Genomic DNA, 12589 nt, shown 5'->3' on the forward strand with positions numbered 1-12589 from the left:
CCGTTCACACCAACAGCAGCAACGCCCCGACGACAAGCACGCCCAGCCCGCCGACTGCCCAAGCCATCCGTCGGCGCTTGGCGTGACTCACCGTGCGCTGGAGTTGCTCGAACTCCTCGCGCCGGTCCAGGTCCATGAGAGTTTCCGGCCCCTGTTGCCAGGTCGTTCGGAGTCCGACGATCGACTCGATCTGCGCCAGCTGTCCAGGATCGAGGAACTCCTTCCGCTTCTTCAGCCAGCGCACCAGCTTCCGAGCCTCCAGCACCTCGACGCCCGGAGGCCGCTGCTCGACGACCAGCCGTTCCGGATCCAGCACCGCGACAACGCCTCGGACGGGCACCGGCCACCCGAGAATCTCGCCGAGCAGCTTGGCAACCCGACTCGCCTCGAACTCGCTGTTCCGGACGTGATCACACCGGCGCCCGGCCACCATGACATGGCGATCCATGACCCAGACCCTCTGACCGGAGTGGTTCTTCGTGTTCACCGTGAACACGCCGGACGACCCGACGACCAGATGGTCGATGTCAGAACCACGGCGCCCAACCGGTACCGCGTGCATGACGACCCACCGCGGTCCGAGCTTCGACAGCATCCGCCCAACCGCGATCTCCGCCAATGCACCCCGGTACCAAGCCATCCCCTGCTCGGTCAGCGGCGCAACACCCATCAACCGCCCAAGCCGGCCACGAGACCGCAGCAGACCCGGCTGCGAGAACAGCACGCCAATAACAGCGTGACGAGGACCTCGCCCACGTAACGTCAGAACTTGTCGACCCTCATCTGGTTCCATACTCCAACTCCCCCGCCCACCACATCGCCCAGACGGCCCTACCCGTTACGTCCTCCTCAGACCAGCAAGCTGGTCCCCCTGGCGAGCGAGCCGCAGCTTGCTGCCCGCTCCAATAGGTTCAGCTATTGTCGGGCCTCATGAGTGCGTGGAATGTTGGCCCGAGGCAACAATCAGGAGCATCTGATGCGCGGCGGCGGGGCGGTGTCGCGGGGGTCGTTGCCGGGGTGGTTCTGCTGGGCGTGGCGCTGGTCGTCCTGGTGCTCCCGTTCGGCCTGTTTCTGCTCGGAGGCGGTGGCGACGGCGAGGCGTTCAGCGCGATGCTGAGAGGGTTCCTGATCGTCGCCGCGGTGATCGGCCTGCTGGGCCTCGCCGCATTGACGTTCGGCATCGTCGCGGTGCGCTCGTCCCGCCGAGGCACGGCTCAGTAGCTACGCTCAGGCGTCGCTCGGGCCGACCTCCCAACCGGTTCGCTGCGCCCAGGCATCCGCGCGCCGGATCGTCTGCCAGAACCAGGGCGCTTTCGCGTCGGTGTAGCCGGCGCGGTCGCGTCCGTACTCTTCGGCGAGATCGCGCTTCAGTTGCTCGTACTGGGTGCGCTCTTCAGGATGCTCGCGCAGGTAGTCCCGCAGCAGCAACGGGAACTGCTCGGAGAAGGTGCCTGCCTTGCGGACATGAATGTGCGTACGCCGCTCGCCCGGTGATTCCCGGAAGTACCGTTTCGTCCGCTCGGCGTTTCCCGGGCGATACACGAATCCCAGCCGTTCCAGCGGTCGGCGGAACGGCTCGACCGGCTCGAGTGCCGCCACCGAGATCTGGACGTCGATCACCGGCTTCGCCGCCAGCTCAGGCACCGCAGTCGACCCGATGTGGTCGATGCGCAGGGCAGCATCCCCCAGCGCATCTCGCAGCCGCGCCCCGAGCTCGCCGAAGCGCCGACGCCACGCAGGATCGTACGGCTCGATCCGGATCACGCGCTCACTCATCTCTACGATGGCCCCTCCGCAGGAAACGATCTGATCATCTTCCAGCGATCACCGGGTGACGGCGAAGGTGCCGTGGGCGCCGCGCTCGGCGTCGATCATCTGATGGGAGACGAAGGGATAGCGGCCCGGTTCGGTGAAGGTCAGTTCGACGAAACCGCCCTGGCTGGGAGCCAGCGCAAGCGACTGGCTGCCTCCCGTCGCGGCGTTGCGCAGGGTCCAGGCGCCCTCGAGGTACGTGGTGTCGAATTGGCTGCCGACCACGTGGAACGCGGTGGTGCGGTTCGGACCGGCGTCGAGCACCCACACTCGGACCCGTTCACCTGTCCGCGCCCGAAGCGGCTGATGGTCGTACTGGTTGGCATACCCGTTGAAGACCACGAGGTCAGGACGTTCGGCCAGGAGTTTGTCCGTGTCGACTTCACCGCCGTCGGCGCCGAGGTAGAGCTCGGATTGCAGCAGCACGTAGCTCTGGTCGACCGGCGCGAGATCTGGCGGGTCGATGACGACCGCGCCGAACAGCCCGTTGGCGATGTGGGCGGACATCGGCATCGTGGAGCAGTGGTACATCCAGATACCCGCGCGGCCGGCGGTGAAGCGGTAGACCAGCCGGCCCCCGGGTGGAATGGTCCGCATCACCTGGTCAGGAGCGCGAGACCCGGCGTGGAAGTCGATCGAGTGGCCCATCTCCGACTCGTTGACCAGGGTGATCTCGAACTGGTCTCCGACCCGGCCGTGCAGGGTCGGTCCTGGCACCGAACCGTCGTACGTCCAGAGCTTCTGCGTGACGCCCGGCGCGACCTCACGTTCAACCTCGCGGATATGCAAGGTACGGCGGTGGACGCGGCCCGGCTCGAGGGCGGGAAGGTGTGGGTCGTAAGCAGTGAACCCGGCAGCGGGCGACTTGGCAAGATCGACGGCGGAGTGGTGATGGGTCGTCGTGTCACCGGACGCCGCTGCGGGTTCGCCGCCGACGGCGACGATCGACAGCGTCATGCCCATCTGCCGGTGACCGATCACCGAGCACCAGCCGGAGACGTCACGCCCGACTATGCCGACGTCCATTCGCGCGGAGGCTCCCGGCCGCAGTCGCCCGCTGTCCTGGCCGTTGTCGAGGACAAGGTCGTGGACGTCCTCGGTGTCGGCGTTGGTGAGTTCGATGACGAGACGGTCGCCTGCCGGAACACTGATCGAGGCCGGATGGAATCGCATGTCGGACGCCGTGACCTTGGCGACCGTGGTCCGTCCGGTCGCTGCCACGCCGGCCGCCGCCGACTCCCCACGGAACGCCCCGGCAGCGACCTGGCCGACGATCACTCCGGCAGCCACTGCAGTCATCACGACGGCCAATCCCACGACGCTCGCCCGTCGCAGGCGGTTCGGACGATCTGGCACAGGTCTCGGTCCCGCGCCACCACGCTTGACGCTGCGGGAGGCCCGGATGGCGAGCAGGAGCAGCGGAAGAAATGACGCCAAGGCCACCAGCACGACTCCGGCACACATCACCCGGACAGCTGCCTGAACCGGGAACGCACAGACGACAAGAGCGCCGTTCGCCGCGACCGCCCGCAGTCCACCCGCGCTATCGAGCGTCAGGCTCGCCGCCCGAACCGCGCTCGGGCCACCGCCCAGGGCCACCGGAATCAAGTACGCCAGGGCCCCGATCAACAACTGTGCGCCGAACCCGGCCGCGAGCAACGGCGTGAACCAGGCGAAGCGGGCGTCGACCTGACTCCAGGTGCTCGCCGTACTCAACGCGACAACGAGGGCCGCCAGGCAACCGACGAACCAGATCAGCGCCGCGACCACGGAGTACGCCGAGAAGTCTCGCGGTGGACGCGAGCGAGCTGCGGTCACGAAGGCTTTCGCCAGCAGGCCCACGCCTGCGAGGTACAGCAGATAACCGGCGATCGTGAGCAGCCGTCCATCGATCAATGCACCAGCAGCCGCCGACAGCACAGCAACCAACAGCACCGGGAGTGCGCGACGCGCGGAGCTTTCGGCGCCGGACGCGATCCTCGTCCGCAAGATCGTCGGCCACAACGTCACCAGCGTGCCGAGGGCAGTCAGCCCGATCCAGCCCAACAGGTTGATCGACGCATGCGCGACCAGCAATCGCACGTGCCACGGATCGGCCTGCACTCTCGCCAGCACGACACCGATCGTGACGCCGACAGGCAGCAACGCCGCGGCCGCGACGTAGTACCGAACTGTCACCGCGAACCGTCCCGGCAGCGCTGTCCGCAACTGCATCACCAGACGCGCCCCGTGCCATCCGACAGCCACGATCACGGCGACGGCCCCCGCCACCGTGACGAACCAGTGGTCAGCCACGATTCCCGTGACGACGCAGAGAACACCGACATTCAAGAGCAGCAGCCGCAGGCTCTGCTCGCGGCGCTCGACCGGCCCGGTCGGCGCGCGCAGCAACGCGTCGGCGAAATGACGACTCCACACGAGGATCGAGTGGCTGACCGCGCCGAGCAGCACCAGATGGATGAGCAGCCACCGCGGCGCCGGCACCATCGGGTGCAGCAACGCAACGACCACCGTGGCGAACAGCCAGAAGACCACGGGAAGGTCGCGCAACGGCCAGAACCCGCGACCGGAGCGCCGGTTCATGCGCCCGGTCCCTCGATGGGCGGTACGACGAGCCTGCACGCACCGGGCTCGGCGAACGGCACCAGCCGGGCGCCGGTGGGATCGGCGCCGTACTCCTCGAGGGCACCGCGCACGATGCCCAGGTGCACCGCGCACACCACCTCGGGATAACGGTGGGCGGCCTCGAGCAGCGGGCATTCGGTGAGCCGCACCTGGTCCGGTGAGCCGCCGCCTTCGGGCTCGAACCCGAGCTCGTCCAGCAGGCCGATCACGTGCCGGCGCGCTGTTGTCGGCACAGCCGGCGCGGCACCACGATCCCTGGCCAACTCGTGGCCCCACTCCTCACCTGCTGCCGCCGCGATCTCTGCGGGCCGTTCGCTGGTCCGGGCGATGGCTGCCGCGAGAGCGGCGGCCAACCCGCCGTACTCCGAAGCCGTGGACTCGTTGTCGGTCGCCTCGTACAGCCACGCCGGGCGCCCGCGGCCCGACGATTCCGCGCGCAGCCGCCGGACCAGACCACGCCGGCGCAGGCCGTCGAGGTGCTCCCGAACGGTGTTTGCGTGCAGTCCGCTCGCCTCGACCAGCGCCGCCTGGCTGAGCGGTTCGGTCTGACCCTTCAGCAGGTCGAGCACGGCGGCCCGCGCCGGCGACAGCCGCCGGGGCGACCGCACGGCACTGCGCGGGCCCCACTCGGAATCAGAAGACGGCCTATTTTCCACGGAGCTAACTATAGTATAAATTCGATAGCAGATGGGGCTTGAGGAGGTCGAACATGAACGACGTGACCATCGCGTCGAGCGAGGCAGAGGTGCACGCCGGCGAAGCCGTCGAGCGGCATCACTCCGAGCTGGCCGGCGCGCTCGCGCGACAGGTGGAGACGCTGTCCGCGGCCGCGGCCGCCCGCCGGTGGCAGGCTGCCGACACGGCTCGCCTCGGCTTGGTCGAGTGGTGCCGCACAGAGCTGGTGCCGCATGCTCTGGCCGAGGAACGAACCCTGTACGCCGAAGCAGCCCGACGCGAAGACCTGCGTCTTCTCGTCGAAGCGATGGTGGCCGAGCACCGGGTGATCGTCGGCCTGGTCGATGCCTTGGCCGCGACCACAGACGCCCCCAGAGCCGCCGAACACGCTCGCGCGCTCAGCGTGTTGTTCGGTGCGCACCTGGCCAAGGAGAACGAGCAGGTCCTCCCGATCCTGCTCGCGGCCCCGGACGTGTCGGTCGCTCAACTGCTCGCGGGGATGCACGAGCTGATCGGCGAAGAGGCTCATCCGCACCCGAGCCCCAACGCACCGGCAGACGAGAGCAACGACACCTGCGCCTGCGGTGACGGCGACGGTCCAGCTCTGGAGCTCGACAGCAGCGCCATTCCGCACGCCGTTCGGCACGGGGCGATCTTCGGCGCCCTCGACGCTCTCCGCCCCGGAAGTTGCCTCGTCCTGACCGCGTCACACGACCCGCTGCCGCTGCTCGCCCAACTCGAACAGCGCGCGCCAGGGAGGTTCTCGGTGGAGTACGTCGCCCAGGGCCCCGACGTGTGGCGCGTCGCATTCGAGCCGACTGACCAGCCGCGGTAGAAGCGGTAGAAATCGAGACCGGGCCGAGGCCGCTCGACCCGGTTTCAGTGCGCCGGCGTCGGTGTTTCGTCCTTCTCGGCGTGGGCGCGCTCGACTGTCTCCCAGCCCTCCGCGCCGAGCGTGACGACGCTGACCGGGAAGATGCCGAGGTCCTCCCGATCGATGTGCAGTGAGAGGTCGGCGAGCAGAGCCGTGACCCGCTGCTCGAAGTCCGGCGCAGTGGCGTCGAGCTCGTCCAAGATCTCGTCGAAGGCGCGGTGGTCGGCCTCGAGCCGTCGTACCTCGTCGGCGAAGTCGCCCTGCTCCTCGAGCGCCGTGAACAGACCACGCTCCTCGCGCCGCGCATGGGGGACGAGCCGCGCACCGAGCAAGGCGAGCGCCCCTTCGGCGGTCGCCCGGTCGCCGGCCAGCAGCGAGCGCCTGATCTGGCCCGACAGCTCCCGCATCTCCAGGTGCTCGTCCATCAATCGGGCGATCGGTTCGATCTCACGGCAGCCACAGTGTTCGCACATGCCGCGAGGCTATGTCGGTCCGCCACCCCGTCCCCAGGACCTTAGGTCCCGTCCCGACCGGCCCGAGGGCCTGTTCGCGTTCGCGTGGACCGGGACCTCTCACCGGTTCATCGAGCCCGGGTGACGGCAGGTCGCTTGCAATGCGAGGACAGCGCCGCGGACGGCGGCGGTGATCGGCGCCGGTGCGGGTCTGACCTTCGCGCCGAGTTGCTGTGCGAGCTTGTACGTGAGCTCGGGACGAAGGGCGCCGCCGCCGGTGAGCAGGACCCCGCGGTCGAGGGCGTCGACCACCCGTGGTCCGCAGTCGTCGTCGAGCATCTGGATCGTCGCGGTCGCGATCGCGCGGACCAGATCCGCGGGTGACACGCCGGATCCCAGATCGTCGAGCCCCAACGGCGTACGGTGTCCCCGGCTGACCTGGCCCGCCTCGATCAGAGCCACCTCCGTCAGCTGTGCTCCCAGGTCGACGACCAGCAGAGCCCTGGTGAGATCGGCTCGTGCACCGAGCGCGGCCGCTTTCACACCGTCGATGGTCAGCAAGCGCCGCGGACCGAGGATCTCGAGCAGATCGCGGCGATGGCCGTCGCCGCTACCAACCGGTGTCGTCACCATGACGACGGATTCCCGGTGGGCGCGGACCGGGACCAAACCGTCCAGCAAGGACGCGATCGCCGCCACGTCGACGATCGCGCCACGACGTACGAGGACGGTCCGGTCGCCCTCGGCCGTCCGAACCTCGACGGGGCCGCGCCGGTCGGAGGTCCACAGCTTCACACGGGCGCTGCCGAGGTCCGCCGCGACGCCGTAGAGCAGGGGTCCGCCCGGCTCCGAGCCTCGGCGTCGCGTCATGCTCGTCAGCCGCCCAGCTCGCATCATCCCTGTTCCCGCAGGCGATGGCATTCTGCGCAGTACAACGTCTGCGGGCAGATGCGCAACCGCGCGAGGCCGACGGCTTCGCGGCACTGGCAGCACCGTCCGTAGTGTCCGGTCTCCATCCGGGCGAGTGCGGCCTCCACATCAGCCAGAACGATCCTCGCTCCCATGGCAAGGCAGTCCTGCACCTCGACCATTGCGGAGCGGAGTCGCGCCGGGCTCCCGGGAGACTGGCGGATCCGCCGCAACTGCTCACGGCGAAACGCACGCTGTTCGAGCAGGCTCGACCGCAGCACCGCAAGATCACGGCTGGCAATTCCGGCGTTGGCAACTGGTGCGACTCGTCCAGCCATTGCGCTCGGTTCCTCTCTCCGTCAGCTGCCCGCGTCGAGGGCGAGTTGCTGGCAGCGCACGCAGTACCGGACGTAGGGCAGGATCTCGAGTCGTTCGACCGGGATCCGGACCTTGCAGTCCTGACAGTCTCCGTACGCGCCGTTCTTGGCACGCTCCACCGCGGCGTCGATCTCGGCGAGGACCAGGCGGATCGCCTTCGTCTGCGCCGTCATCAGTTCCTCGTTGGCGTTCGGCCGGTCGGCCTCCATGGCCGTGAGCTGCGCCAGCCGGGTGTTGCGCTCCCGCTGCAACCGGCGCAGAGGCTCGTGCATCCGACGCTCGTCGGCAGCCTCCGCCCGGGTGGTCATCCGGTGTGTCGTCATGGCCCCAGAGTCGCCCGTGGACCATCGCCGGCCAATCGGGACCAGCACCCATCTTTCGGCGGGCCGCGCGCACATGGGGGTCAGTCCCGATGGACACGTCCGGAGACGCTGCCCATGCTGGACAGGTGGGCAGGACGGCACTACATCGCACCTTCGACGAGACGTACTCGGCGCACCGACCGGCGACACCCGGGACACCCGGGACAATGGACGGTGTCGCACTCGAGGAAGGGATGCCGGCGATGTCGTTGTTCTGGCGGATCTTCGCCCTCAACGCTGTGGTTCTCGGCGCGGCTACGGCGTTGCTGCTGTGGGCGCCCGTGACTGTGTCGGTCCCCGTGCTCTTCACCGAAGCCGTCGTCCTGATCGGCGGACTGGTCGTGATGCTCATTGCGAATGCGGCCCTGCTGCGCATCGGCCTCGCGCCGCTCGTGCGCCTGAGCCGTCAGATGTCGACGGTCGACCTGCTGCGTCCGGAGGACCGGTTGGCGGTGCACGGCCACGGCGGGGTCGCCGACCTCCTTCGCGCCTTCAACGCCATGCTCGATCGTCTGGAGGCCGAACGGGCGACGAGTGCCGCGCGGGCGTTGTCCGCCCAGGAGTCCGAGCGCCGAAGGGTCGCCCGCGAACTGCACGACGAAGTCGGGCAGAGCATGACCGCCGTACTCCTCGACCTGAAGAGGGCTGCCGATCTTGCCGACGATCAGGCCCTGCGGGACGAGCTCACCCAGGCCCAGGAAACCACCCGTGAAAGCCTCGACGAGGTACGTCGTCTGGCACGCCGGCTGCGGCCTGGCGTCTTGGACGATCTCGGCCTGGTCAGTGCGCTGACGGCTCTGGCGACAGAGATCTCCGACCACACCGGTCTGCGGATCACGCACCACTTCGGCAACAACCTGCCGGTGATGGACGACCAGACGGAGCTCGTGCTCTATCGCGTCACGCAGGAAGGCCTCACCAACGTCGCCCGGCACGCCGCCGCGTCCGCGGTCGAGCTGACCTTGGACACGCGCGACGGTCACGTCGTACTGCGGATCAAGGACGACGGCCGGGGCATCGGCTTCGCGCACGAGGGCGCCGGAATACGCGGGATGCGTGAGCGGGCGCTGCTCATCGGCGCGAACCTCGTGGTCGCCGACGGACAGTCAGGAGGGACCGAGGTGACGCTCACGGTGCCCAGGCCTGGAGGCACGGCGTGACACCGGAACCGGCACGGATCCTGCTGGCCGACGACCATGCGCTGGTACGCCGCGGCGTACGCCTGATCCTGGACGCCGAGCCCGATCTGAAGGTCGTGGCGGAGGTCTCCGACGGACACGAGGCGGTCGCGGCGGCCCGCAGTCAGCCGATCGATCTGGCGATCCTCGACATCGCGATGCCTCGCATGACCGGGCTGCAAGCGGCCAGGGAACTGGCGGCGGTTCGGCCGGACGTGCGCGTGCTGATGCTGACGATGTACGACAACGAGCAGTACTTCTTCCAGGCTCTCAAGGCCGGAGCGTCGGGCTACGTACTCAAGTCCGTGCTGGACCGGGATCTGATCGAGGCCTGCCGCGCCGCGATGCGCGGCGAACCGTTCCTGTACGCAGGTGCTGTCACCAGACTCGTCCGCAGCTACCTGGACCGGGTCCGGCAAGGCATCGATCTGCCCGCCCAGATCCTCACCGCCCGCGAGGAGGAGGTTCTCAAACTGGTGGCCGAGGGCAACTCGTCGAAGGAGATCGCCGAGATCCTGACGATCAGCATCAAGACCGTCGAGCGCCACCGCTCGAACATGCTCCAGAAACTCGGCCTCCGCGACCGCCTCGACCTCACCCGCTACGCCATCCGGGCCGGCCTCCTCGAACCGTGACCCGGACGGTCGTGTTGCCGGTGATCGGCAGGCGGGTCGTCCGGTTGTTGGCCGGTCGTCGACCTACCTCGTCGTCGCGCTCGGCGAGAAGGTGGGCCTCAGGCCGCCGGATCGAAGGTACGGCGTACTGATCCGCCGGTCCCGACGAGGCGAGGAGGATCAGGGATGCCGGAACTCGGCCGCGCCGTCGCGCCGCAAGCCCGCCGTCGGCAAATGGGCCGGGTCGCGGCGAAGTGGCTCACCACGACCGATCACAAGCTGATCGGCCAGTTGTACCTGGTCACGTCGTTCGCGTTCTTCCTGATCGGCGGCGTGATGGCGCTGCTGATCCGCGCCGAGCTGGCCAAGCCGGGTCTGCAGATCGTGAACGAAGAGGTCTACAACCAGCTCTTCACCATGCACGGTACGATCATGCTGCTGCTGTTCGCGACGCCGCTGTTCGTCGGCTTCGCCAACGTCATCATGCCGATCCAGATCGGCGCTCCCGATGTGGCGTTCCCGCGGCTGAACATGTTCAGCTACTGGCTGTTCCTGTTCGGCGGCCTGATCACGATCAGCGGCTTCTTCACCCCCGGCGGTGCCGCCGACTTCGGCTGGTTTGCCTACGCCCCGTTGTCGAACGCGGTGCGTTCGCCGGGGATCGGCGGGGACCTGTGGATCATGGGTCTGTGGATGGCCGGTCTGGGCACGATCCTCGGTGCGGTCAACTTCATCACCACCGTCATCTGCCTCCGCGCTCCCGGTATGACGATGTTCCGGATGCCGATCTTCACCTGGAACGTCTTCATCACCTCACTGCTGGTGCTGATCGCGTTCCCGGTCCTGGCCGGCGCACTGCTCGTCCTCGAAGCGGACAGAGCCTTGGGAGCTCATGTCTTCGATGCCGCGAACGGCGGACCGCTGCTCTGGCAGCATCTGTTCTGGTTCTTCGGCCATCCCGAGGTCTACATCATCGCGTTGCCGTTCTTCGGCATCGTGACCGAGATCCTGCCGGTCTTCAGCCGTAAACCCGTCTTCGGTTATATGGGCCTCGTCGGAGCGACAATGGCCATCGCCTTCCTGTCCGCCGGTGTCTGGGCGCACCACATGTTCGCCACCGGCGGCGTCAGTCTGCCGTTCTTCTCGTTCATGTCCTTCCTGATCGCGGTCCCGACCGGGGTGAAGTTCTTCAACTGGATCGGCACGATCTGGGGCGGCTCGGTCTCCTTCGACACACCCATGCTGTGGTCCCTCGGCTTCATGACCACCTTCCTGTTCGGCGGCCTGACCGGGGTGATCCTCGCGTCGCCGACCCTCGACTTCCACGTCACCGACACGTACTTCGTGGTCGCGCACTTCCACTACGTCGTGTTCGGCACGGTGGTGTTCGCGATGTTCGCCGGGTTCTACTTCTGGTGGCCCAAGTTCACCGGGCGGATGCTGGACGAGCGGCTGGGCAAGCTGCACTTCTGGCTGCTGTTCGTCGGTTTCCACACCACGTTCCTGGTGCAGCACTGGCTGGGCGTCGAGGGTATGCCGCGGCGCTACGCGTCGTACGGCGCCAACGAAGGCTTCACCACCCTCAACCAGGTGTCCAGCGTCGGCGCCTTCATCCTGGGCGCGTCGATGCTGCCGTTCTTCTACAACATCTACAAGTCCCGCAAGACACCGCCGGTCGGCGTCGACGACCCGTGGGGCTGGGGCCGGTCGCTCGAGTGGGCCACCAGTTGCCCACCACCTCGCCACAACTTCGAGAAGCTGCCCCGGATCCGCTCGGAGTCTCCCGCGTTCGACCTGCACCATCCGGAGGTCGCGACCTCACCGCACCCCAGCGACGGCGCCGGCCGCTCGTGACTCCGGGCCGCGAGGCGCGCTGCCCCTGGCGCTTGCGAACGCTCCGTCGGCGAGCAGCAGAGTCACTGGTCTGTGTCGTGGAGTAGTTCGTTCCAGTCGATGCGAGCGCGACTGGTGGCGCTGTCCCCGAGAACGAACCTGCTGGGATCCCCCGCGGCCCTGGGGCCCGATGCCAACCAGGCGGCCATCCCCGGAGCGTTGCGGCGCTCGATCTCGTCCAGATAGCCCTGTCGCTCCTCGATGACACTCAGTCGTTGCGTTGGTGACTCGGCCCGTTGGAGGGCCGAGTAGCTGGCGCGCCAGGCCAGGCAGAGGGCCTCGTCGCTGAGGGACGCCAGATCCGCGGGTTCCAGCCGCCACTCGCCATCGACCGGTGTGATCCGCAGCGGGGTGGACTGGCGAGGCTGCTGAGCGGAATCCGGTAGCGGAGGACGCGCTGCGGGCTCAGAGAGATGACCATGCTCGTGGAGCCAGTGAACACAGCGCGTGGTGACGTACGGCGATCCGCCCGCCGTTGTCGCCACCAGGAGCACCGCGGCCGGAGCTCCGAGCAAGGTGCCCAGGCCGATGAATGCGACGACTCCGGCACCCGTGAGGACGGCGCTCCGGGCAACGATTCGCCGGAGGTTCCGGGGAAGCCGTGTGCCGTCTTCAGGGCTCAGGGCAACCAACGCGACTGCCCAGCCGCTGAGGACTGCGCAAAGGAAGATCGTCATGATCACGGCCAGCGACCAGGTGAACGACACGATCAGACCGAGTACGCCGATGCTGCCGCACACGACCAGCCAACCGGCACGGTAGATCCTCATCGCGGAACCACCCTTGCGGCCTCGACCACGGCCTGCTGCAGGACGGC

13 protein-coding genes are annotated in these 12589 nt (G+C 68.1%); 5 read left to right on the plus strand and 8 right to left on the minus strand.

Features of this window, described 5'->3' with window-relative positions:
* Positions 1–4 precede the first annotated feature (4 nt).
* Positions 5–640 (minus strand): nuclease-related domain-containing protein, encoded by a 636-nt coding sequence (locus tag ABZX12_RS28360; protein ID WP_355697995.1) that lies wholly within the window; start codon positions 638–640, stop codon positions 5–7.
* 377 nt (positions 641–1017) lie between these two features.
* On the opposite strand from ABZX12_RS28360, the gene ABZX12_RS28365 reads away from it, so the two are divergent.
* Positions 1018–1221 (plus strand): hypothetical protein, encoded by a 204-nt coding sequence (locus tag ABZX12_RS28365; RefSeq protein ID WP_355697997.1) that lies wholly within the window; start codon positions 1018–1020, stop codon positions 1219–1221.
* Positions 1222–1227: 6 nt separating this feature from the next.
* Here the strand turns inward: ABZX12_RS28365 and ABZX12_RS28370 are convergent, their stop codons facing one another.
* The 3 genes from ABZX12_RS28370 to ABZX12_RS28380 are packed head-to-tail and all read right to left on the minus strand — an operon-like array spanning position 1228 to position 5045.
* Entirely contained in the window at positions 1228–1776 is a 549-nt protein-coding gene (locus tag ABZX12_RS28370; protein WP_355697999.1) for a GrpB family protein, read from the minus strand.
* 48 nt (positions 1777–1824) lie between these two features.
* Positions 1825–4395, minus strand: a complete 2571-nt coding sequence (locus ABZX12_RS28375) for a multicopper oxidase domain-containing protein (protein WP_355698001.1) — start codon at positions 4393–4395, stop codon at positions 1825–1827.
* On the minus strand, positions 4392–5045 hold the full coding sequence (locus ABZX12_RS28380; protein ID WP_355698003.1) for a helix-turn-helix domain-containing protein: 654 nt from the start codon (positions 5043–5045) through the stop codon (positions 4392–4394). The genes ABZX12_RS28375 and ABZX12_RS28380 overlap by 4 nt, the downstream gene beginning before the upstream one ends.
* 101 nt (positions 5046–5146) lie before the next feature.
* Here ABZX12_RS28380 and ABZX12_RS28385 point away from each other — a divergent pair, with 101 nt between their 5' ends.
* Positions 5147–5947, plus strand: coding sequence for a DUF2249 domain-containing protein (locus tag ABZX12_RS28385; protein WP_355698005.1), 801 nt, complete (start codon positions 5147–5149; stop codon positions 5945–5947).
* A 44-nt stretch (positions 5948–5991) separates the two neighbouring features.
* On the opposite strand, the gene ABZX12_RS28390 is transcribed toward ABZX12_RS28385, so the two are convergent.
* From ABZX12_RS28390 to ABZX12_RS28400, 3 genes are all read right to left on the minus strand, one after another.
* Positions 5992–6459: a hemerythrin domain-containing protein gene (locus ABZX12_RS28390; RefSeq protein WP_355698007.1), complete on the minus strand. Its 468-nt coding sequence runs from the start codon at positions 6457–6459 to the stop codon at positions 5992–5994.
* A gap of 99 nt (positions 6460–6558) precedes the next feature.
* Positions 6559–7308: a rod shape-determining protein gene (locus tag ABZX12_RS28395; protein ID WP_355698009.1), complete on the minus strand. Its 750-nt coding sequence runs from the start codon at positions 7306–7308 to the stop codon at positions 6559–6561.
* 398 nt (positions 7309–7706) lie between these two features.
* On the minus strand, positions 7707–8048 hold the full coding sequence (locus ABZX12_RS28400; RefSeq protein ID WP_355698010.1) for a TraR/DksA C4-type zinc finger protein: 342 nt from the start codon (positions 8046–8048) through the stop codon (positions 7707–7709).
* Between the two features lie 125 nt (positions 8049–8173).
* Between ABZX12_RS28400 and ABZX12_RS28405 the strand changes: the two genes are divergently transcribed.
* From ABZX12_RS28405 to ctaD, 3 genes are all read left to right on the plus strand, one after another.
* Entirely contained in the window at positions 8174–9247 is a 1074-nt protein-coding gene (locus tag ABZX12_RS28405) for a sensor histidine kinase (protein WP_355698011.1), read from the plus strand.
* Entirely contained in the window at positions 9244–9900 is a 657-nt protein-coding gene (locus ABZX12_RS28410) for a response regulator transcription factor (RefSeq protein ID WP_355698013.1), read from the plus strand. The genes ABZX12_RS28405 and ABZX12_RS28410 overlap by 4 nt, the downstream gene beginning before the upstream one ends.
* A 213-nt stretch (positions 9901–10113) precedes the next feature.
* Positions 10114–11733 carry a cytochrome c oxidase subunit I gene (ctaD, locus tag ABZX12_RS28415; RefSeq protein ID WP_355698486.1) on the plus strand — a complete coding sequence of 540 codons (1620 nt, stop codon included), beginning with the start codon at positions 10114–10116 and terminating at the stop codon, positions 11731–11733.
* A gap of 62 nt (positions 11734–11795) precedes the next feature.
* Here the strand turns inward: ctaD and ABZX12_RS28420 are convergent, their stop codons facing one another.
* Positions 11796–12542: a hypothetical protein gene (locus ABZX12_RS28420; RefSeq protein ID WP_355698015.1), complete on the minus strand. Its 747-nt coding sequence runs from the start codon at positions 12540–12542 to the stop codon at positions 11796–11798.
* Positions 12543–12589 lie beyond the last annotated feature (47 nt).

Origin of the sequence: Kribbella sp. NPDC003505, assembly GCF_040610875.1 — a bacterium.
In the GTDB taxonomy this organism is placed as follows: domain Bacteria; phylum Actinomycetota; class Actinomycetes; order Propionibacteriales; family Kribbellaceae; genus Kribbella.